This window comes from Roseivirga thermotolerans, from assembly GCF_014653175.1.
In the GTDB taxonomy this organism is placed as follows: domain Bacteria; phylum Bacteroidota; class Bacteroidia; order Cytophagales; family Cyclobacteriaceae; genus Roseivirga; species Roseivirga thermotolerans.
In genome coordinates this window covers 128,414-148,821 of sequence record NZ_BNAG01000002.1, presented here as the reverse complement: position 1 = coordinate 148,821, position 20,408 = coordinate 128,414, and the positions used below count along the sequence as shown (strand labels likewise).

At 44.1% G+C, this 20,408-nt stretch carries 22 protein-coding genes; 12 read left to right on the top strand and 10 right to left on the bottom strand.

Going from position 1 to position 20,408, the window contains the following annotated elements; translation table 11 throughout:
• The first annotated feature begins 208 nt into the window (after positions 1-208).
• Both IE164_RS06615 and IE164_RS06610 read left to right on the top strand, forming a co-directional pair.
• Entirely contained in the window at positions 209-1,810 is a 1,602-nt protein-coding gene (locus IE164_RS06615) for a sensor histidine kinase (protein WP_189629431.1), read from the top strand.
• A 6-nt stretch (positions 1,811-1,816) separates the two neighbouring features.
• Positions 1,817-2,227 carry a response regulator gene (locus IE164_RS06610; protein ID WP_189629430.1) on the top strand — a complete coding sequence of 137 codons (411 nt, stop codon included), beginning with the start codon at positions 1,817-1,819 and terminating at the stop codon, positions 2,225-2,227.
• A gap of 69 nt (positions 2,228-2,296) precedes the next feature.
• Here IE164_RS06610 and arsC read toward each other — a convergent pair whose 3' ends face one another.
• Positions 2,297-2,638 carry an arsenate reductase (glutaredoxin) gene (arsC, locus tag IE164_RS06605; RefSeq protein WP_189629429.1) on the bottom strand — a complete coding sequence of 114 codons (342 nt, stop codon included), beginning with the start codon at positions 2,636-2,638 and terminating at the stop codon, positions 2,297-2,299.
• A 52-nt stretch (positions 2,639-2,690) separates the two neighbouring features.
• Between arsC and IE164_RS06600 the strand changes: the two genes are divergently transcribed.
• The 4 genes from IE164_RS06600 to IE164_RS06585 all read left to right on the top strand — a co-directional run bounded on the left by IE164_RS06600 (position 2,691) and on the right by IE164_RS06585 (position 5,496).
• Positions 2,691-3,590, top strand: a complete 900-nt coding sequence (locus IE164_RS06600) for an aldo/keto reductase (protein WP_189629428.1) — start codon at positions 2,691-2,693, stop codon at positions 3,588-3,590.
• A 47-nt stretch (positions 3,591-3,637) separates the two neighbouring features.
• Entirely contained in the window at positions 3,638-4,171 is a 534-nt protein-coding gene (locus tag IE164_RS06595) for a YfiT family bacillithiol transferase (RefSeq protein ID WP_189629427.1), read from the top strand.
• An 87-nt stretch (positions 4,172-4,258) separates the two neighbouring features.
• Complete coding sequence (locus tag IE164_RS06590; RefSeq protein ID WP_189629426.1) at positions 4,259-4,636, top strand: VOC family protein; 378 nt, start codon at positions 4,259-4,261, stop codon at positions 4,634-4,636.
• A 53-nt stretch (positions 4,637-4,689) separates the two neighbouring features.
• Positions 4,690-5,496 (top strand): SUMF1/EgtB/PvdO family nonheme iron enzyme, encoded by an 807-nt coding sequence (locus tag IE164_RS06585; protein ID WP_189629425.1) that lies wholly within the window; start codon positions 4,690-4,692, stop codon positions 5,494-5,496.
• A gap of 9 nt (positions 5,497-5,505) precedes the next feature.
• Here IE164_RS06585 and IE164_RS06580 read toward each other — a convergent pair whose 3' ends face one another.
• The 3 genes from IE164_RS06580 to IE164_RS06570 form a co-directional block, all read right to left on the bottom strand.
• Entirely contained in the window at positions 5,506-6,636 is a 1,131-nt protein-coding gene (locus IE164_RS06580; protein WP_189629424.1) for a DUF819 family protein, read from the bottom strand.
• Positions 6,637-6,741: 105 nt separating this feature from the next.
• Positions 6,742-7,935: a glycine C-acetyltransferase gene (kbl, locus tag IE164_RS06575; protein WP_189629423.1), complete on the bottom strand. Its 1,194-nt coding sequence runs from the start codon at positions 7,933-7,935 to the stop codon at positions 6,742-6,744.
• Between the two features lies 1 nt (position 7,936).
• On the bottom strand, positions 7,937-8,191 hold the full coding sequence (locus IE164_RS06570; protein WP_308440962.1) for a hypothetical protein: 255 nt from the start codon (positions 8,189-8,191) through the stop codon (positions 7,937-7,939).
• 103 nt (positions 8,192-8,294) lie between these two features.
• Here IE164_RS06570 and IE164_RS06565 point away from each other — a divergent pair, with 103 nt between their 5' ends.
• Both IE164_RS06565 and IE164_RS06560 read left to right on the top strand, forming a co-directional pair.
• The gene (locus IE164_RS06565) at positions 8,295-9,242 is read left to right on the top strand and encodes an NAD-dependent epimerase/dehydratase family protein (protein WP_189629422.1); all 948 of its coding nucleotides are present in this window, start codon (positions 8,295-8,297) and stop codon (positions 9,240-9,242) included.
• Positions 9,243-9,303: 61 nt separating this feature from the next.
• Positions 9,304-9,810, top strand: coding sequence for a hypothetical protein (locus IE164_RS06560; RefSeq protein ID WP_189629421.1), 507 nt, complete (start codon positions 9,304-9,306; stop codon positions 9,808-9,810).
• Here the strand turns inward: IE164_RS06560 and bioA are convergent.
• From bioA to IE164_RS06540, 4 genes are read right to left on the bottom strand one after another with little or no spacing between them, the layout of a single operon-like run.
• Entirely contained in the window at positions 9,799-11,094 is a 1,296-nt protein-coding gene (bioA, locus tag IE164_RS06555; RefSeq protein WP_189629420.1) for an adenosylmethionine--8-amino-7-oxononanoate transaminase, read from the bottom strand. The two genes, IE164_RS06560 and bioA, sit on opposite strands and share 12 nt — an antisense overlap.
• A complete protein-coding gene (gene bioD, locus IE164_RS06550; RefSeq protein ID WP_189629419.1) occupies positions 11,087-11,698 on the bottom strand; it encodes a dethiobiotin synthase in 612 nt (203 codons plus the stop codon). The genes bioA and bioD overlap by 8 nt, the downstream gene beginning before the upstream one ends.
• A 9-nt stretch (positions 11,699-11,707) precedes the next feature.
• Positions 11,708-13,765, bottom strand: coding sequence for an ATP-binding protein (locus IE164_RS06545; protein ID WP_189629418.1), 2,058 nt, complete (start codon positions 13,763-13,765; stop codon positions 11,708-11,710).
• 36 nt (positions 13,766-13,801) lie between these two features.
• Positions 13,802-14,035, bottom strand: a complete 234-nt coding sequence (locus IE164_RS06540) for a hypothetical protein (protein ID WP_189629417.1) — start codon at positions 14,033-14,035, stop codon at positions 13,802-13,804.
• 117 nt (positions 14,036-14,152) lie between these two features.
• Between IE164_RS06540 and IE164_RS06535 the strand changes: the two genes are divergently transcribed.
• Positions 14,153-16,372, top strand: a complete 2,220-nt coding sequence (locus IE164_RS06535; RefSeq protein ID WP_189629416.1) for a DUF5916 domain-containing protein — start codon at positions 14,153-14,155, stop codon at positions 16,370-16,372.
• A gap of 40 nt (positions 16,373-16,412) precedes the next feature.
• Here the strand turns inward: IE164_RS06535 and IE164_RS06530 are convergent, their stop codons facing one another.
• Complete coding sequence (locus tag IE164_RS06530; RefSeq protein ID WP_189629415.1) at positions 16,413-16,817, bottom strand: OsmC family protein; 405 nt, start codon at positions 16,815-16,817, stop codon at positions 16,413-16,415.
• A gap of 105 nt (positions 16,818-16,922) precedes the next feature.
• On the opposite strand from IE164_RS06530, the gene IE164_RS06525 reads away from it, so the two are divergent.
• Positions 16,923-17,942 (top strand): vWA domain-containing protein, encoded by a 1,020-nt coding sequence (locus IE164_RS06525; protein WP_189629414.1) that lies wholly within the window; start codon positions 16,923-16,925, stop codon positions 17,940-17,942.
• Positions 17,943-17,946: 4 nt separating this feature from the next.
• Here IE164_RS06525 and IE164_RS06520 read toward each other — a convergent pair whose 3' ends face one another.
• A complete protein-coding gene (locus IE164_RS06520) occupies positions 17,947-18,420 on the bottom strand; it encodes a hypothetical protein (RefSeq protein WP_189629413.1) in 474 nt (157 codons plus the stop codon).
• 470 nt (positions 18,421-18,890) lie between these two features.
• On the opposite strand from IE164_RS06520, the gene IE164_RS06515 reads away from it, so the two are divergent.
• Positions 18,891-19,343, top strand: coding sequence for a response regulator (locus tag IE164_RS06515; RefSeq protein ID WP_189629412.1), 453 nt, complete (start codon positions 18,891-18,893; stop codon positions 19,341-19,343).
• Positions 19,344-19,352: 9 nt separating this feature from the next.
• Positions 19,353-20,408, top strand: coding sequence for a hybrid sensor histidine kinase/response regulator (locus IE164_RS06510; RefSeq protein WP_189629411.1), 1,056 nt, complete (start codon positions 19,353-19,355; stop codon positions 20,406-20,408).

Here is a 20,408-nt window from a genome sequence, read left to right as displayed (position 1 = left end):
CATTTCTTATATTCATTTCACAAACCTCTTACGAGAGTCAAGTGTTTTTGAGTGTTTCGAACCGTATCCCTTAGATACTCAACCTATTAGCATCGGTTCGTTTGTGTGATTAGTCAAAATATTGGTTGTAGCCTTTGGAAAGTCCTATTGGCTATGGTTTAAGAAGGTTGCGGTAGCAATCTAAGTTTAGATTTTTCAAAGGGAAGGCATGGAAAGTAACAAGAACAAACTCACCAAGGGAATCATATACAGCACTGTCATTATCAGTGCTTTGCCCTATTTATTCATGTTGGCAGGAGTAGATTTTGGCTGGCAACGCACACCTCTAAATGCCGATGAGTTCGGTAGAATGTCTGGGGCTGAACAGCTCGATTCCGTGGTCTCTTCTCTAATTGGAGCTTTTCTTCACTTAATTCTGGAATGGTCTGCCGTAGTAATAGCCATGGCTACAGCCATACTGGCCTTTGTACAATACCGTATTACGGGAAATTCGGCCACAGCCATTATTGGCATTGCCCTGCTTTGTGCAGGTTTTATGGATGCCTTTCATGCCCTATCAGCCTCCAAAATCATCCATTCCGTAGCCGATAATTCCAACTTTATCCCCTTTAGCTGGGCACTCTCTCGAGTGTTCAAAGCTCTCATTCTTTTTGCGGGAGTTGGCATATTCCTTCTGGGACTGGACAAGCAGAAAAGTAAGAGAACAAAAGACAGCTTTGTGCTTTCTACCAGCCTTATTTTTCTGGCGGTATCATACCTGCTCATTCGCATTTGTGCGGTAAGCAATAACCTTCCGAAAACTCAATTTCCCGATCAGCTTATTACCAGGCCTTACGATGTTTTTCCTCTGGCCCTGTTTGTGGTACTGGCCGCTTGGGCAATACCTACATTTCGAAAAAAAGAGAAAAGTATTTTTAGCCACGCGCTACTCTGGAGTATGGTGCCGGCCATAGCCACCCAGTTGCACATGGCTTTTGGTTCGTCCGAACTGTTCGATGCTCACTTTAATGCGGGCCACTTCTTGAAGACCGTTTCCTACATAGTACCGTTTATCGGGGTAACCATAGACTACTTTACCACCTACAAGGAGCAGCGCCTGCAATTGTTGGAAATAAAGAAGGCACACCACTCTCTTGAAAATAAAAACCGTGAGCTTAGCCAAATAGCCTACGTGACCTCTCACGATTTGCAGGAGCCTTTGCGCACACTTATGAGCATGTGCGACATTTTCGATCAGCAATACCGCGATAAGCTCGACCCGGAAGCACAGCAGCTACTCAAATACATTATGCAATCCAGCCAGCGCATGAGTGCTTTGGTTCGCGACCTTATGGTGTATAACTATATAGGCAAGAACAAAGACCTGAGCATGGTAGATTGTAACCTGCTGCTGAAGTCTGTTCAGGAAGATCTGGACTCCAAAATAAAGGAGCATAAGGCATCTATTACGGTAACCGAACTACCTAAAGTACAAGCTCATGAAACCGAATTAAGACTTCTTTTCCAGAACTTAATCAGCAATGCCATTAAGTTTAGAAAGAAAGACCAAAAGCCTGAAATATTAATCAGCTATCAGGAAAAGCGAGGCAAATGGCTGTTTTCCGTAGCCGACAATGGTATTGGTATTGCCGAAAAGCATCAGGAAAAAATATTCAGAATATTTCAGAGGCTTCATAATAAAAAAGAATATGAAGGCACGGGAGTTGGCCTGGCCCACTGCAAAAAAATAATCGACCAGCATGGAGGCGAGATTTGGGTTGAATCCGCAGAAAATGCCGGGAGTACCTTTCACTTTACTATACCAAAATAAGACTGTATGAAACTAGACTGTATCATGTTGATTGATGATGATGAAGCCACCAACTTTGTGCACAAAATGGTTATTAGCCAGATAGATTGTGCAAAAGAGGTGGTAGAGGCTCACAATGGTCAGGAAGCCATAGATTACCTCAAGGAGAGGGCCGGAAAGCAACCGCAACCGGAACTTATCTTTCTGGACATCAACATGCCGGTAATGGACGGATGGGAATTTTTAGAGGAATATGAAAAGCTCGATGAAGACCAGAAAGGTGGAATAGTTGTGGTCATGCTCACCACCTCGCTCAACCCGCACGACCGGGAGATGGCTACTAAAATGGGAGTTATTCATGATTTCATGAACAAACCACTAACCAAGGGAATGCTTGCTGAACTAATAGACAGGCACTTCGGCAACTCAGCACAATAAGTACCGAGTACCAAGACTTCTTCAGCCGGTAACTCTGTGGAGTTATCGGCTGAAGACCGTTATTTTTTGTTAGATCAGTTCTCTAACCTTTTCCGGAGGGCGGCCAATAATCGCTTTGTTGCCTTTAACCACAATTGGCCGCTCTATCAGCTTAGGGTGCATTACCATGGCCTTTATCCACTCCTCATCAGAGAGCAATTTCCCTTTAAACTCCTCTTTATAAATGGCCTCACCTTTGCGCACCAATTCTTCGGGCGAAATGCCCAAAAGCTTAACTAAATCAGTAAGCTCTTCTTCAGAAGGCACTGTTTTTAAGTATTCCACCACCTCAACCATTTCGCCACTTTCTTCAATGATTTTTAGCGTTTCTCTACTTTTTGTACATCTTGGGTTGTGGAAAATTTTTAACATGACTTTTCTGGTTTAATATTGGCGTTCAATGGCCTAAAACTAAAGATTATTGATGGAGCAAATCAAGTTAAATGATGAAGTAAGTCTTTCAAAGTTTGTTCATGGTGTCTGGCGGCTTGCCGAATGGAACTACACCAATGAACAAATACAGCAGTTGGTTGAAGGTTGCCTTGAATTGGGCATCGACACCTTCGACCATGCCGATATTTATGGCGACTATGGCTGCGAAAAGCTTTTTGGCGATGCTTTGAAAAACCGAAATGACCTAAAGGAAAAAATAAAAATAGTAACTAAGTGCGGCATAAAGCTTCTCTCTGCGCAGCGACCCGAACATTACATCAAACATTACGACACCAGCTTTGAGCACATTGTAGGGTCTGCAGAAAACTCACTGCGTCAGTTAGGTGTAGAAGCCATAGACCTACTGCTTATTCACAGACCCGATCCCTTCATAAATCCGCAAGAAGTAGCTAAAGCTTTTGACAAGCTAAAGACCGAAGGCAAGGTAAAAGCTTTTGGGGTAAGTAACTTTCTGCCACAGCAATTCAAAGCCCTGCAAGCGGCCTTAGACTTTCCTTTAGTTACCAATCAGATAGAAATTTCGTGCGTTTCGCTGCATGAATTCGACAACGGCACCATCGATTTCTGCCAGGAAATTGGACTGCACCCAATGGCCTGGTCGCCTCTTGGGGGTGGCAGTATCTTTAATGCTCAAACACACCGAATGCTCACGTTAAAAAACGTATTGCATAAAATTAGCGATCGGCACGACACTACCATTGACCGTATCATGCTTGCCTGGTTGCTGGCTCATCCGGTAGGTATATTACCGGTAATTGGCTCGGGCAACCTCGATAGAATAAAGGCTGCTACAGAGGCACAACACATAAAACTAAGCAGACAAGAATGGTTTGAAATTTGGGTAGCCTCGCGGGGAGAAAATGTACCCTAACCAGGGCTTCGTCAATCTACTTTTACACTTAAAAAAGTAACCTACACATGAACAACGAACAGCTGAGCTACCCTATTGGCCGATTTAGCCCACCCACCAGAATTGATACGGCTATCATAAACACCTGGATAGCCACCATTGAGGAGGCTCCTCAAAGGTATGAGCAGGCGGTAGCCGGTATGACAGACACTCAACTCGACACACCATACCGTGCGGATGGCTGGACTGTACGCCAGGTTGTACACCATGTGGCCGACAGCCATATGAATTCGTACATCCGGTTTCACTGGGCCCTCACCGAACCTAACCCTACCATTAAGGCCTATGACGAAAAAAGCTGGGCTGCACTCAGCTATCAGAAAAAGGTGCCAGTAAGTATCTCGCTGCAATTGCTGGAAAACCTGCACAAACGGTGGGCTATATTGCTGCGAGCTTTGAGCCCTGAAGAGTTAGAAAAGACCTTTGTTCATCCGGAAACAGGAAAAATCAATGTATTAAAGGAAGTTGTAGGCCTCTACGCCTGGCATAGCGAACATCACCTGCATCACATACTACGACTTAAAGAAAGAATGGGCTGGTAGTCATTAGATCAGACACCTCACTCACAAATTCATACCAAAGTATGATCTGTACCGGGTTAAAGATGGTTAACTTGAAAAGAAAAAACCATGAATAAAAAAGCCGGACACATAGGCTGGTTCGACCTTACAGTAGAAAATGCCGAAGAAGTAAAAGATTTTTATGCTAAGGTAGTAGGTTGGGAGCCGCAGCCCGTATCGATGGGCGACTATAACGATTATAACATGACGCTGGATGGTGAACCTAAAACAGGCATATGTCATAAAAAAGGCCCAAATGCGCATATTCCATCGCAATGGATGCTTTACATCAATGTAGAAAATATAGATGAAAGCACTAAAGCGGTTGCCTCTAATGGTGGCCAATTGCTTACAGAAGTAAAGCATATGCCCGGATACGGTAAATACTGTTTCATTAAAGATCCGGCTGGGGCAGTCTTCGCTCTTTTTGAGCATGAAGAACAGTGATTTTCTATTATTAACCGAATAGCATAAATTCAACAGTTGTTTAAATCCTGTTCATGAAAGCTTATATTCTTTGGCTACTACCTTTTCTGGTATTTTTTAAGCCCCCCGACACCAGCTGCTATAACTGTGGTAAGCAAGACACTGAATATCTCTGCGCTTCTAACACATTACCTATTAATTCCAGACTGTGCATCGATATTTCTGAAGTACCCGCGTTTGTGTACAAAGACTATATGGCCTCAATAGCCGAGACCTATGGTAGGGACAGCGATGAGTTTATGGCCGCAGAACCCGACTATGAACTCTGGACCACGGTTTTTGAAGGTACCTCGGCCGAAGAACTCAAAAATAAATTCATTGGTTCAGACGACCTGGCTCTAATGCCCATAATGGGCATTAGCTTTGAACAAGCGGTTAGTTTTGCAGAATGGCGTACTGAGGCTATGGAAAAATACCTGAATGAACTGAGCAAAAATGAGCGAGAGGCTTTTCCAAAGAAGTTTAAGTTCAGGCTACCCACCGAAAATGAATGGGCACGAATTCGCTTTCTAATTCAGGACAAACGAATGCTCAAACAGTTAGCCAAAATTGCCAAAACCAATGAGTCTTCTTTTAAGCTTTCTAAAAGTGATCTAATGAATTCCAGCAAACATCTGAAACCGGTGTATCACCAATCGGCCGAAGACATTGGTTTTTTCAATGTGTTTGGCAATGTGGCTGAAATGACTTCTACAAAAGGAGTAGCTATGGGAGGCAGCTGGAGCGACCCCAACACCGGCAAAGTCTTTACCCGGTCGTTTACCTACGAAGGTCCCTCCACAGCTGTTGGCATTCGAATGATATTTGAGATTATAGAGTAACCACCGGTTTTAAACCAGCCCTGCCACTAAAAAGCCCAAATAAGTGCCCAGCCCTGTGCCCAGGGATCCCGCTAAGATAGCCGGTAGCAGCAAATCGTTTCGCTTAAAGCTCTTAGCCAGAGCCAGGGCCGTACTGGCACCACCAATATTGGCTTGTGAAGCTATGGCTATTACGCACCAATCTGTTCTAAGCACTAACCCCATGAGTATTAGAAAGAGGCCATGCACCAGAACAATGACCACCGTAAACAACAAAATACTGACAGCATGCTCTCCTACTTGCACCAATGCGGTGAGTTCGCAAAAAGCCCCTACAACAACCAGAAAAAGATATACGGCAAACATTCCCAGTAACTTTGCTCCGGGAATCTGCTGAATGACTTTTAGTTGGGCCAAGACGAGGGCTATTGTAGTAAGTACTAACACAGATGGCACACCGGAGAGCTCGGCCAACTGGTTGGACAGCAACATAGCCGTTAAGCCAATAAAAAGCATTAAACCGAGCCGTAGTGGCCCCACGTGTTCTCGCTCAGTATACTGATCTATATCTCCCCTCAAATTCATTTGCAAGGATTTATGTGGTTTCCACCGAGCCATTAGGGCCGGCAAACTAAGGGTTACGAGCATCCAGAGGGCGGTTACAATATTATCGGCTACCACAATACCGGTATATATAGCTCCTTCCCTTACCACATCATAGTGCAGAGCTACTGCATTGAAGTTGGCACTCCCTCCGGTATATGTCCCGGTCATCATTCCCGCAATAGCGGCATAATTCTTCCCAAAAACCTCCTGATAATCTATAAGGTTGAGAGAAACCAATACTCCCAGGGTAGTTCCTGCCGCACCCAGCACAAAAGCCAACAGCATGGGCAAGCCTGCTTTCTTTAGTTCCTTTAGGTTTACCCCCAGTAACAGGTAAAAAATACTGGCAGGAGCCACATAATTAAAAATAGAATCGTACACCGGACTTGCATTAGAAGCCGAAGGGATAAGCCCCAGATTGGCCAGCAATGCTCCCAGAATAATAACCAGCAACGGACCGCTAAGGTGTTTTAAGAAGGTATTTTTAGTGAGCCATTCACTGATAAAAATCAAACCACACAGCACGGTGAGTATGTAGAGGGGGTTCTGAATCATTTCATAAAATAGCTATTTCTTCAGAAACGCCTTAAAAAAGACTGCCCGGTGATACTGGGTACCTCCGGGCAGTTAAGCTTTGCCAGACTATAATGTTTTAGTCTCTTAAATTACTCCAAGCTCCTTTCCTACCTCCGTAAAGGCTGCTATGGCTTTGTCCAAATGGTGTCGTTCATGCCCTGCAGAAACCTGAACCCTAATACGCGCTTGTCCTTTAGGCACAACCGGATAGAAGAAGCCTATCACATAAATACCCTTTTCTAGCAGTGCATCGGCCATTTTCTGAGCCAGGGGAGCATCGTAGAGCATTACCGGAACAATGGCGTGTTCGCCCGGCTTTATATCGAAACCGGCAGCCGTCATTTTCTCTCTGAAATACTTGGTGTTTTCTTCCAGCTTGTCTCTGAGCTCGGTAGTCTCTGAGAGCATATCGAATACGGCTATTGAAGCCCCCACTATAGAAGGTGCCAAGGTATTAGAAAACAAATAAGGGCGCGAGCGCTGCCTTAGAATTTCAATGATCTCCTTCTTTCCGGAAGTAAAACCTCCACTGGCACCGCCAAGAGCTTTACCTAACGTACCGGTAATAATATCTACCCGATCCATGCAGTTTCTATATTCGTGAACTCCACGACCTGTTTTTCCCATAAATCCGGTAGAGTGACACTCGTCTGTCATTACCAACGCCCCATATTTATCGGCCAAATCACAAATTTTATCCAATTGCGCAATGGTACCGTCCATAGAGAACACCCCATCGGTTACAATAACCATTTCTTTGGCTCCCTGATCTTTGGCCTGTTGTAGTTGCTTTTCCAGGTCGGCCATATCGTTGTGCTGATAGCGGAAACGCATTGCCTTACACAACCTCACACCATCTATAATCGAAGCATGGTTTAGAGCATCCGAGATAATGGCATCTTCAGGCCCCAGCAGAGGCTCGAACACACCACCATTAGCATCGAAGGCGGCAGCGTAAAGGATAGTATCCTCAGTACCCAAAAACTCAGATATCTTTTTCTCCAACTCCTTGTGAATGTCTTGAGTACCACAGATAAAACGCACCGATGACATTCCGAACCCATGGGTGTCGATGGCTTTTTTGGCGGCTTCAACCACTTTGGGGTGAGAGGAAAGCCCCAGGTAGTTGTTAGCACAGAAGTTAATCACCTCCCGACCATCGGCCGTTTTTATGTCGGCCGCCTGAGGAGTAACAATAATTCTTTCTTTCTTGAACAGTCCTGCTTCCTTTATCGATTCCAGCTCTGCCTCGAGCTTAGGTTTGAGGGTGTTGTACATATTAATTCGTTTTAGGTTTTACAATCTTTGGTTTGGCCATGGGCTTTCTGGCTACGGCAACCTCCTGCTCCTCCTGCAAAGGATATTTTCTTCTTATGGCATTGATAAGAAATAATTTTTGTGCCGTGAAACTATTAGGATGTACCAGATCGAACACTTTCTTGAGCTCCATAAACCTTTCCATTTCGGCAGAAGCAAAAGATTTAGGGTCTATCTTTTTCTGTTTCAGGTAGGTTTTAAAATCCGGATGTTCCATGGTTGGCCAAATATACACAGCAGATTCCAATCACCTTTGGTCATGCAAACGTTTTGCATCTTATACCTATTAATTAATATTGCAGCGCAAACGAAAAATAGAAATGGATAAAGTATTGGTGATAGGTGCCAGCGGGCAATTAGGTTCAGAACTCACGTTGACGTTGGCCGAAATGTTTGGTGAAAACAATGTGGTGGCTTCAGACATTTCTTCTCCAAGCGCATCCATAAAACATCTTCCTTTCGAAAAACTAGACGTAATGAATGCCCAGCAACTGGGCGAAATTACTGACAAACACCAGATTACGCAGGTGTATCATCTGGCCGCCATACTCAGTGCCAAAGGCGAAGAAAACCCACAGTGGGCCTGGAACCTGAATATGACCGGCCTGTTGAATGTACTTGATCTGGCCAAAGAGAAGGGCCTAAAGAAAGTGTACTGGCCAAGTTCAATTGCTGTTTTTGGGCCTTCTACCCCGGTAGACATGACTCCCCAACATACCGTAATGGATCCCAATACGGTGTATGGAATTAGCAAGCAGGCCGGTGAGCGTTGGTGCGAGTATTATTTTCAGAAATATGGAGTAGATGTTCGGTCGTTGCGATACCCCGGACTCATTGGCTACAAGTCTTTGCCCGGTGGTGGTACAACCGACTATGCGGTAGACATTTACCATAAGGCGTTGGCTGGCGAAACATTCAAATGTTTCTTGTCTGAAAACACCGCATTGCCCATGATGTATATGCCCGATGCCATTAAAGCTACCATAGGCCTTATGGAAGCACCGGCAGAGCACGTAAAAGTAAGATCGAGCTATAATGTTTCGGCCTTTTCATTTACTCCTGCTCAATTGGCAGACTCTATTCGCAAGTTTATTCCTGAATTTGCCATTCAATATGCTCCTGATTTTCGTCAGAAAATTGCCGACTCATGGCCCAATAGTATTGACGACTCTGCGGCAAGAGCAGACTGGAACTGGCAACCTGACTTTAACATAGACGAAATGTCTAAAGACATTTTAGACAACCTGCCGAGCTACTTCGGCCATTAAATGTTTGATTGCTTTACAACCCAAAAGCTTCAAAGGGTGTCAACAAACAAAAAAGAAAGCCATGAAGAAGCTGTTTGGTCTACTCTCTGTTTTGCTTTTGGCAGCCTGTAATAGTGAAAATCCGGGAAGCGTAACTCGCTATTTTTATGAGCAATCGGAAGTGAGCCCTCCTGAAGAAAATGTGGGTATGTATGTAAACTGGACTCCCGGCAACAAAATAGTTTTCAGGTTTGTAATTGTTCACCCCGATGATCCGGATATTGCTGATGATGAGGTGGCCGAAGTTTTTTGGGTTGAGGTACCAAAAAATTTAACAGCGTTTGAATTCGATACCAACGATATTAGCGAAGGCTCAGACATTGAAGTTTATTATACTCGCTCCTGCTACTGTGGTTTTGAAGCTTTCCGTTTTAATTCGGTAGAGGTTACGGGCAAAAAGCGTAACAACGGAAGCTGGCACCTTTCCTTTAAAATGACCGCTGTTTCCGGCAACTATACAGAAGAGGAATACTTTTTGGAAGATGACGGCATCTATGCAAAAGGAATTATAGACAACTCAAATCCTTGATTTCAACGTGGGGTATAGCTCCAGAAACTCAGCAATAGTTTCATATACCCTATCCAGCTCATCATTGGTAATAATGTATGGAGGAATAAGGTAAATAACATTGCCTAACGGTCTGATGAGTAAACCCTTTTCTATAAAGTAAGGATAAAGGTGATGCCTCGCCTCATTAAAATAAGAGCTATCTCTTTCTGTGTTTAAGTCGAAGGCCAGAATGGTGCCTATGGTTCGGGCATTTCTTACCATGCTGTGCCCCTTAATTCGGTGCATAAACTCCTGATGCTTTTGGGCTATTCGTTGGCGGTTGGCTTCACACTCCGGAGTTAAGAGCAAGTCTAGCGAAGCGTTGGCTACCGCACAAATTATTGGGTTGCCCGTAAAAGAGTGTCCATGAAAAAATGTTTTCATGAGATCATCGCTCTTGTAGGCCTCCTGAATGGCCTGGGTACAAGAGGTTACTCCCATGGGCAATACTCCACCGGTCAGTCCTTTAGACAGGCATATGATATCAGGCTTGTGCTGCAAACGATCGGCCGCAAACAAGCTCCCCAATCGGCCGAATCCTGTCATTACCTCATCGGCAATACACACCACCCCATGGCGCTGTGCTATTTCCATGGCGCTATTCAACCACCGCTCGCTGTAGAAACGCATGCCGGAAGCTCCCTGTACCAAAGGTTCGAAGATAAAAGCAGCCACCTCTCCCCCGGCTACCAACAATTCAAACTGTTGCAACACTTGGTCTTCGCTGTGTTGGTCCGGAAAGTCAATAAACTCCACATCGAACAAATATGGATCGAAAGGAGCTGTAAAGGCGCCCCTGTCTCCTACTGACATTGCCCCGAAGGTATCGCCATGGTAGGCACCATCTATGGCTATTATTTTCTTCTTTTCAATTCCCTGATTGTAGAAAAACTGAAAGGCCATTTTAATGCCCACCTCTGTGGCTGTGCTTCCATTGTCTGAGAAGAAGATTTTAGACTGATTTTGAGGCAGTATATCCAACAAACGCTCAGCCAACCGAATGGCAGGTTCATGGGTAAACCCGGCAAAAATTACATGCTCCAACTGCTCTGCCTGTCGGGCAATGGCTTTTGCCAGGTATGGATGGCTATGACCATGCAAATTGACCCACCATGACGATATCACATCCATAATCTTTTTACCCTCATGGGTGTATAAGTAAACACCTTCGCCCTTTTCCAACATCTCCGGGCGGGTCATACCCTTGAGGGGTGTAAACGGGTGCCATATGCTCTCTCTATCTCTGCTTAGCCAATCATTCATACCAATTCATCTTCAGTTGTTCGGCCCAGTAGCTTACCGTTTCTTCATTAATTAAGCCCAACTTTGGCAGGCGAAGCAACACCGGCCAGCCGGTGTGTTTTTCTATAATTTGCTCACTTTCAGGGTTGCTCTCTCCATTAAAAATTAAGCCCTTCACTTTGTAGTTATTCCTTTTCAGAAAATCGGCCGTAAGCAAGGTATGGTTGATGCTCCCTAGATAGAGATTGGCCACCAAAATTATTTCCAGATCTAACTGCCTGGCCAACTCAATTACAAAATTTTGCTGATTAATGGGTACCAATACTCCTCCCGCTCCTTCCACCACCAGTCGGTTATTTACGCCTGGTAGCATAAAGTCCGTCAGTTCAATTTCCAAATGTTCGAACTGGGCTGCCGCATGAGGCGATGCCGGAGTTTTTAATTGAAAGGTCTCCTGATGAAACCGGCTTTTGTTATTCTTCACTAACTCCTTCACCCGGTCTGTATCTGCAGGTAATCCGGCCTGTATAGGCTTCCAGTAGTCGGCTTTCAAGGCTTCGGTCAGAATGGCCGACACCAATGTCTTACCACTGTCGGTACCAATGGCCGTGACGAAATAATTCATGCGGCAAAATTAAGCTTTTGCCTCTTGAATCACCTTGTAACCTTCAATGAGTTTTTCTCTGAGATCGTTGAATTTAATGGGTTTAACCAGGTAGGCGGTCATACCGGCTGCCAAAGCACGCTCAATATCTCCTTTAAAAGCGTTGGCCGAAACTCCTATGATTAGAGGTCTTTGCTCTTCGTCCAGATTGTTGATTATCTCAACCACCTGATAACCATCCATTTTAGGCATGGCTATATCCAGAAGAATCAGGTCGTATTTTTTCTCCTTTACTTTTTTGATTACCTCCAGGCCATCGGTAGCCACATCGGGTATATAGCCCATACGCTCCATAAACAGCATGGAGAGCTTACGGTTTATGGCATTGTCTTCGGCCAGCAGAATTTGTAATGGGTAATCTTCAGCAATATACTCTTCGGTAGATTCAACCATTTTCACATCGGGGTTTTCCATTTGCTCTTTGGCCGAAACCTTACCGGCCAACTTGGCCCTGATGGAAAAAGAAAAGGTAGTACCCACTCCCACTTCGCTCTCCACAGTAACTTTACCATGAAGCATTTTTACCAAACGCTTGACTATGGCCAAACCTAGGCCTGTTCCTCCAAATTTGCGGGAATGCGAAGAATCGACCTGTGTAAACTCTTTGAAGAGGTTGTTCAATTTGTTTTGCGGAATACCAATACCTGTATCCTTCACCTTAAACAGAAGCTCTACATGCCTCTCGGTCGTTTCCAGTGCCTGAACCGAAAGAATGATGGAACCGTGCTCTGTGAACTTTACCGCATTGGATAGCAGGTTTAGCAAAATCTGACGCAACCTGCCTCTGTCTGTTCTGATGAAATTAGGCACGCTCTCATCGACCATGGAGTTGATAATTATCCCTTTTTTTCTGGCTTCGAACCTTACCAACCCTATGGAATCATCAATCACTTTTTTGAGGTAAAACAGGTTTTCTTCAAAAGCCAGCTTGCCCGATTCTATTCTGGAATAGTCCAGAATATCGTTGATAATTCTAAGCAGGGTATCGCTGCTAGCCTGTATGGTTTCCACATATTCTTTTTGCTCTTCGCTCATTTCAGTTTCCGAAAGCAGGCTTATCATCCCTACCACCCCATTCATGGGGGTTCGGATTTCGTGGCTCATGGTAGCCAAAAAGTTACTCTTTGCCTGAGCGGCCGATTCTGCAGCCTCTTTAGCCTTTCGGAGCTCTTTCTCCAGCCTTTTGCTAGAAGATATATCGCGCGAAATAACCAGTAGACGGCTCTCATTGAGTTTAATGACCCGACCTTCGAAAAAACGCTGCGATTCGCCTTCGCCAAAATCGTATTCAAGGGTTTGTAATTTCCCGGAGTCAAAAGCTTTCTGGCAGGCTTCTTCAAAAGCATAATTGAGCGGACTGGGAATTACATCGCGAATGCGTTTACCCAAAAACTCACTGGGCCTGTACCACAAATCTTCCTCATTGCCAATTTTATAATCCATGTAGCGCAGCTCTCTGTCAATCATGAACATGGGATCGGGAATGGCATCGAGAATTAGCGATTGTTGTCTTTCGCTTTCCTTAAGCTCCATTTCGGCCTTATACATGCCCGTGAGGTCTCGCGCAATAGCGTTTACATAGCTTACATTGCCATGATCATCGATATGAGGCGTTTCAAAAATTTCAAGCATGTGCCGATCTCCATAATTGTCGTAGATCTCCAGAAAGTAGGGCTTTATAATGTCGAAGTTGAGCTTGAATAAGTCATCGATATGCCTGAAAACAGTTTGATTAATGGGATTATCGGTGATCAGGTCTTTGAAATGCACATCGCCATCGCTTTTGGCATAACCTAACAGACGTTCCACATTGCTGGAAGCGTAGTTGACATACCCCTGCCGATTGTAACGAAAATAAAAGTCTGAAGAATGCTCCATAAGCATCTCCAGCGATTGCTTAAGCGCAGCCTTTTGTCTCTGATTCAGGTTGCGCTCAATCATCATTTTCTTCTTCTCCCTGATTTGGCGAAAAAGAAGTATGGCCAAAACAATAATGACTGCTCCTGAAAGGATTAGGGCAAAAATCATATTGGGTTAAGGTGTAAACTACAATGGATGCCGAAATTAAGCATTCAAGGCATTTTTTAATGAACGGCCCATTGCATCGAACCGATTCATTGCATCGTTAAAAAAATCATCATTCAACAAGCCTTCAATCTCTTCTTCCAACATATCAAACTCACTCACTTTAAAGGTCTGCTCAAATGGGCCATGCTCCAGTTTAATGATATACTTACCATTCCACGAAAACACGGTCACTTTACATGGTTTATCTAAAAATTCTCTTACTACTCTCATGCAAGTGAAGGTCGAAGTAAAACAATCAAAAAACAAAATGTTAAGCCGCTCATCAGAAACGTGAAAACTAACTTTCAGTTTTCGTTGGCATGTCTTAATGTTGAGCTAATTTTTTCTATGTCTAAACTAGCAATTACCACATTTATACTGCTCATTTTCTCAAAAATACTCTTGGGGCAGGAACCTAAAACCATTCACATAAAAGAGGCTATAGACCCCATAAAAATAGATGGTTTGCTCAATGAAGACAGCTGGACTCAGGCCGAAAAAGGTAGTGACTATTGGCTGAATTTCCCTACCGATACCAGTCGGGCCTCTTCGCAAACCGAGCTAATGTTTACCTATGACGACCGCTTTATTTATGTAGGAGCCAAGCTGTATGCTCCGGATGATGCCACTTATGTAACCCCTTCGCTTAGAAGAGATTTTCGCGGAGCAGGCAATGATATGTTCACCATTGCTTTCGATACGTTCGATGATTTGACCAATGCCTTTCAGTTTGGCATTAACCCCTTTGGAGTTAGACGTGAAGGGTTGGTTTCGAATGGTGGAGCCCAGCGGGGCAACCTCTCGCTCGATTGGGAAAACAAATGGTATGGTGAAGCTACTCAACACGAGGGGTATTGGATGGTAGAGATGGCCATTCCCTTTAAAAGCATACGGTACAAAGAAGGAAATCTGGTTTGGAACATCAACTCATACAGAATAGACTCGCACACTGGTGAGCGGAGTATATGGAACCCTGTACCGCGTAATTTTGCCCTGTATTCATTGGCTCACACAGGCAAACTCGTTTGGGATAAAGCCCCCAAAAAACCGGGAGCCAATGTTTCGGTTATCCCTTATGTATCGGGCAACACCATCAAGGAAGGAGGGTATTTAAACCGCGATGATCAGCAACAAATACCGCGAAGTACTGAATCGAGTTTTGATGCCGGATTTGACGCAAAAGTGGCTCTGGGCCCTGCGCTTAATCTGGATATAACGGTAAACCCCGATTTTTCTCAGGTAGAGGTAGATCGGCAAGTGACCAACCTGGACAGGTTCGAAATATTTTTTCCGGAGCGAAGACAGTTTTTTCTGGAAAACGCTGACTTATTTTCAGAGTTTGGTGCCGATGGACTCAGGCCTTTTTTCTCCAGAAGAATAGGTGTAAGCCGCGATGAAAATACTGGGGTAAATGTGCAAAACAAGATAAACTTTGGTGCGCGTCTAAGTGGCAAGCTCAACAATAACTGGAGGCTGGGGGTGCTCAATATGCAAGCTGCTGCTATCAACGACATTGACCTTCCTCAGATTAATTATACGGTTACGGCCCTTCAGCGCAAGGTTTTTAATCGCTCTAACGTAGGGCTCATTTTTGTGAACAAACAAGACCTTGCCAATAAGAGTAACACAAGCTTCAATCAGTTCAATCGCGTGGTTGGCCTGGATTACAATCTGGCATCGGCCGATAATTCACTGAACGGAAAATTCTTCTATCACAGAACTTTCGAAAAAGATGATTCACAAAACTCGTTTGCAGCTTCGGCCAACCTGCTCTATTCTACCATTAACTGGCAAATTGAAGGTTTGGCTCAAAAGGTAGGCAACGGATACAATCCGGAAGTCGGCTTTGCCAGACGAAACAACTATGAGCGTGGCGCTCTGAGTCTCCGAAAGAATTTCTATCCCAACTCAGGAGCTATTCAACGCATTAGTCCCGGTATTGAAACGGAGGTTTATACCAACGACACCAATGGCACCACAGACTCGCAAGTTTCATTAGGACTGGAACTGGCCATGTTGAACACCAGCAACATCAGGCTTTCTGTAAATCGAAGCTACATTTATCTTTTTAGAGCTTTTGACCCCACCCGAAATAATAATGAAAGGTTACCGGCCGATACTGACTACGAGTATACCAATGTGGAGGCCTTCTTTTCTGGAGATACCCGAAAGCCATTTTACCTGACAGTATTTGCCAATGCCGGAGGCTACTATAATGGAAACAGGCTAGGGCTTGGTGGAAACCTTAATTACCGGGTTTTACCTTACGGGCTTGTAACCATGAATTTTAACTACAACCGTATTAGACTACCCGAACCCTACGGTAGTGCAGATCTGTTTCTGATAGGCCCAAGGTTCGATATTACTTTTACCAAAAAGCTTTTTTGGACAACCTTTATTCAATACAACAATCAGATCGATAACCTGAACATAAACTCCAGAATTCAATGGCGCTTTAAGCCGGTTTCTGACGTGTTTATAGCCTATACCGATAATTACTTCCCTGACGATTTCAGAAATAAAAACCGGGCATTGGTTATTAAGGTCACCTATTGGCTCAACTTATAGAGTACGGCTTGGTAAAGCCCGGCTTAGAAAAAGCCAAGGCTTAATCCCTTACGATTTCAAAGAAGTGGTCTACCTGACAGTTGAGTGTGCCTGCTACGGAGCAGTACTTTGTAGCTGCCATATGACCCAGTTTTTCAAATTCCTCCTGGGTAGCATCGGGCGACTGGAGAATAAAGGTAAGCTTAATATGAGTAAACGCTCTGGGATGCTCTTCTCTTCGGGTTCCCTCCGCCTCTACTTTAAGGCCATTTACAGTCCGTTTGCGTTTCTTAAGCATCTGAACCAAATCTACTGAAGCACAACCCGATAGAGCCGATAATAACAGTTCGGTGGGTGATTGTCCCTGCTTTTTTTCGGCAGGTCGCATGTCCAACAGCACTTTATTTCCGTTGGGGTTTACCGACTCAAACTCATAATCTCCTAGTAACGTGGTAGTTGTCTTCATATTGCTGATTTTAATCTGCCCGCAAAAATAAATGATTTATGCCGTCAACGACACAATACGGCTATTAGTTTCTCAGTTCTTGCGATAAACCACTAACCTAAGAAGATGAAAAACTCAATCCTTAAAATATCTATCCTAGCCCTTGGTATGTTCATGATATTGCTCGGCTGTGGCAACAAAGACGACACTGACACGGGCCTGATGGTAACTATTGAAGATCAGTTTGTCAACCTCCCCTCCAACGTATCGGTGTTCTTTAGGGTACAAGACAATGCCGGTAATGGCGTGGCGGGCTTAAAAGAGAGTGACTTTACCATTTTTGAAAATGGGGCGCAGATTTCTGAGTTCGAAGCTACGCGCAAAATTCAGCCCAACGAACAGGTGTTCGATTACCATATTACTCTGCTGCTAGACCTTAGTGGTAGTGTGCTGGGTGGAGAGAATTTAAGCGGCCTGAAGTCGGCAGCTAAGAGCTTTATCGATGAAGTGGTTCCTGCTGAAGGATCGCCATCTGCTCAGGCCATTAAAATGGAAATTTGGTGGTTCGATGGAGCCGCCAATATTAAGCAACTGCAGGCTTCTTCTAATAATAGCGCCACGCTTAAAGCTGCCATAGATAGAATAAATGCACAAATGAGTTCTGATAACTCCACCAACTTATACGGAGCGGTGATTCAGGGCATTCAAGTAGCCGCGCAAAAACTCTCTCAAACCCGTAATCAGGATCAGATAGCCTCAAGCGCGGTGGTCATCTTTACCGATGGAACCGACCAGGCCAATCGGGCTACCAAAGGCCAGGCTCTGGAAGCAGTTAAGAAGGCCGATGCGGACATGGCCATTTACACCATAGGACTAGGACAAGAGATAGACGAAAGCGTGCTAAGAGCCATTGGAAAAACCAGCTTTGTTTCTGCCGTAAACATTGGAGAGTTGCTCGATAAGTTCAAGGAAATTGGAGACCTGATAAACGGTAGAGCCAACAGTTATTACTTATTGGAATATTGCTCTCCCAAACGCAGCGGCAGCAATCAACTAACCATTGAGGCCAAAAGAGGTGCCTTGAAAGGACGTGCCAGCACTTTCTTCGATGCTTCTGATTTTAATGGAAGCTGCTCTTTGCAATAGTAAACTACTTTTGCTGTAGTTTAAAAGCCACAGAGATTTCTTCGGGAGCTATAGACACTGTAGCTCCTTTTTGTTTAAGAAAATCGAAAACGAACGAGGCGGTCATGGAGTTTTCCAGCACATTAGGTTCCTGGGTCTTCCAGCGCATTAGCAGCGTATAATCGTCCATAGACATAACGGGCTGGCATGGTTGGCTCACCCTAAGCTGTATGAGTTCGCAAATCTGTTCGAGGCATATACCCAGTCTAAGGCCATCGGTAACTATATAGGCGTTGGCAGGAGCTGTCACGAGAGTGGTAGAAAACCTGCTTTTCAAAGCCTCCAGTAGGTCAGAAGCCGTCAGCAATACAGGGTTCCATCGTTTTAAAATTTCGCCCAGCTCATGCATTTTAGCAATTTGACGCTCCAATGCCTGCTTGCTGTCCGATTTATGATATGCCTGCTGCTCGTTGCCTTCTGTAAAATAACTGCCTTTCATCCTCAATACCTTCTACCAATAGAGACTCGAAACTACTGACTTGCGAGAGCATTTCTTTAGGAATGATTAGATTTTAGAGGTAGAAACATCGAATTTCCGCGATTCGCTTATAACACTTTAAGGGTTTCACCTACCTGTAAATAGAATTATTTACAAGGTTATATATTTATATGTAGTAACATTTCTTTTCTACCAATTCGCTGACTAATTTACTGTCTCAACTCAATATACACTCACCAAATTGAGGATGGCACGCATGAATAAGAAGATTATTTTTCCGTGCCTGCTACCAACTCTTCTTTATTAATATTTTTAATACAACTTGGGTGTATCAAAATCATATTTTAGATTTATATATTCAGTGATTAAGAGAATAATTTCGGCTTTTCGCCAAAATATACTTCACTACCCACATTCAATACCACTCTTGGATACGGAAAAGAGCCTTAATTCAGGAAAATAGTTTACCGATGAGCCTATTGAGACCAAAACATAGCGAACTGGATATACTTCTGTTAGAAGACAGCGCGCGAGATGCCGAATTAATTGTAAGGAGTATTGAAGATAACTCCGCTAAGGCGAGCATTGCTGTTGTGGGCAGTGTGCAGGAAGCCATGCACTACTTGGAGAAAGAAGGGGGCTATGAGCATGTGAGCAAACCTAACCTAATAATGCTGGATTTGACCCTTCCTAAAGAGAGTGGTATTGGTTTTTTAGATTTTGTAAAAACTGATGACCGCTTTAGAACCATTCCTGTGATAGTTCTAACCTCTATGCAGGCCGATTCGGCTGTCAGAGATAGCTATGCAAAATACGCCAATTGTTTTATTAATAAGCCAGACAACTTAAGCGACCTAACCTCTATGGTGAATAGGATCACCAACTTCTGGTCTAGTGTAGCCATTTTACCTAAACAAGAATAGCCCGTTTCAATGAATCAAAGGAAAGTATTACTCATTGAAGATAACCTAGACGACCGATTCCTGATAAAGGAATTTCTGTCGTTCAGTACCACCAATTACTGGAAGGTGGAAGAGGCTGCGCGCATTTCTACTGCACTGGAAAAATTAGACAATGCAAAACCAGATGTTATTCTGCTAGACCTGTCGCTCCCAGACTCACAAGGGGTAGATAGCTTTCAGTTGATCAAAAGAAATGTATCGAGCACTCCCATAATTATACTTACAGGCTTTTCTGATGTTAGCTTAGCAAAGCAACTGATTAAACAGGGGGCTCAAGACTATTTGGTTAAAGGAGAATATGACCCTCGCTTGCTGGAAAAATCAATTGAGTATGGTATAGAGCGGCACCGGTTAAAACTGGAAAACGAACGGGCTAAAGAGCGTTTGCTAGACTCCGTGCTGGAGGCACAGGATAAAGAACGATCGAGAATAGCCAAGGAACTTCACGATGGTGTGGTACAAAGCCTTACGGCTGTCTCGTTAAACCTGGGTGTTTTGCGGCAGTGGCTTAAAAAAACGGATGAGGATACGCTAAAGCACTATGAAAAGTGTACGACCAACCTGGCTTCTACCATCGATGAGATTAGAAATATATCGCACTCGCTCATGCCAAGGTCTATTGCCGACATGCCACTTACTGATGCACTGGAGGGGCTAATCGAAGATATTGAAAAGGCTTGCGATATAAAGTTTGAGTTTGTGGCCAGCCTGGAAAAAGAACCGGAAGAAAAACTAAAGCTCACTCTTTACCGCATTGTTCAGGAACTAGTAAACAACGCGCTTAAGCACTCTGAGGCTAATACCCTCTTTGTTCAGCTCATTGAATATCCAGAATACTTACTTTTAATGGTGGAAGATGATGGTGTAGGATTCGACAAGACCAACACACTGGAAAGTAAAAACTGCTTTGGCCTTTATAGTATTGAGAGCCGTGTCAATTCGCTGGGAGGCACCATAGAGCTAGATACCAAACCGGGGCAGGGCACTAACGTATTTGTGTCTTTTCCTAAAAATTTAGAGAATTAG

Coding starts and splice junctions, on each gene's coding strand:
- IE164_RS06545 (WP_189629418.1), bottom strand. CDS start 13,765: ATGATTTTTGCCCTAATCCTTTCAGGAGCAGTCATTATTGTTTTGGCC.
- arsC (WP_189629429.1), bottom strand. CDS start 2,638: ATGTTAAAAATTTTCCACAACCCAAGATGTACAAAAAGTAGAGAAACG.
- IE164_RS06565 (WP_189629422.1), top strand. CDS start 8,295: ATGGATAAAGTATTGGTGATAGGTGCCAGCGGGCAATTAGGTTCAGAA.
- IE164_RS06535 (WP_189629416.1), top strand. CDS start 14,153: ATGTCTAAACTAGCAATTACCACATTTATACTGCTCATTTTCTCAAAA.
- bioD (WP_189629419.1), bottom strand. CDS start 11,698: ATGAATTATTTCGTCACGGCCATTGGTACCGACAGTGGTAAGACATTG.
- IE164_RS06615 (WP_189629431.1), top strand. CDS start 209: ATGGAAAGTAACAAGAACAAACTCACCAAGGGAATCATATACAGCACT.
- IE164_RS06525 (WP_189629414.1), top strand. CDS start 16,923: ATGAAAAACTCAATCCTTAAAATATCTATCCTAGCCCTTGGTATGTTC.
- IE164_RS06595 (WP_189629427.1), top strand. CDS start 3,638: ATGAACAACGAACAGCTGAGCTACCCTATTGGCCGATTTAGCCCACCC.
- kbl (WP_189629423.1), bottom strand. CDS start 7,935: ATGTACAACACCCTCAAACCTAAGCTCGAGGCAGAGCTGGAATCGATA.
- bioA (WP_189629420.1), bottom strand. CDS start 11,094: ATGAATGATTGGCTAAGCAGAGATAGAGAGAGCATATGGCACCCGTTT.
- IE164_RS06530 (WP_189629415.1), bottom strand. CDS start 16,817: ATGAAGACAACTACCACGTTACTAGGAGATTATGAGTTTGAGTCGGTA.
- IE164_RS06540 (WP_189629417.1), bottom strand. CDS start 14,035: ATGAGAGTAGTAAGAGAATTTTTAGATAAACCATGTAAAGTGACCGTG.
- IE164_RS06510 (WP_189629411.1), top strand. CDS start 19,353: ATGAATCAAAGGAAAGTATTACTCATTGAAGATAACCTAGACGACCGA.
- IE164_RS06610 (WP_189629430.1), top strand. CDS start 1,817: ATGAAACTAGACTGTATCATGTTGATTGATGATGATGAAGCCACCAAC.
- IE164_RS06590 (WP_189629426.1), top strand. CDS start 4,259: ATGAATAAAAAAGCCGGACACATAGGCTGGTTCGACCTTACAGTAGAA.
- IE164_RS06580 (WP_189629424.1), bottom strand. CDS start 6,636: ATGATTCAGAACCCCCTCTACATACTCACCGTGCTGTGTGGTTTGATT.
- IE164_RS06560 (WP_189629421.1), top strand. CDS start 9,304: ATGAAGAAGCTGTTTGGTCTACTCTCTGTTTTGCTTTTGGCAGCCTGT.
- IE164_RS06570 (WP_308440962.1), bottom strand. CDS start 8,191: ATGGAACATCCGGATTTTAAAACCTACCTGAAACAGAAAAAGATAGAC.
- IE164_RS06515 (WP_189629412.1), top strand. CDS start 18,891: ATGAGCCTATTGAGACCAAAACATAGCGAACTGGATATACTTCTGTTA.
- IE164_RS06585 (WP_189629425.1), top strand. CDS start 4,690: ATGAAAGCTTATATTCTTTGGCTACTACCTTTTCTGGTATTTTTTAAG.
- IE164_RS06520 (WP_189629413.1), bottom strand. CDS start 18,420: ATGAAAGGCAGTTATTTTACAGAAGGCAACGAGCAGCAGGCATATCAT.
- IE164_RS06600 (WP_189629428.1), top strand. CDS start 2,691: ATGGAGCAAATCAAGTTAAATGATGAAGTAAGTCTTTCAAAGTTTGTT.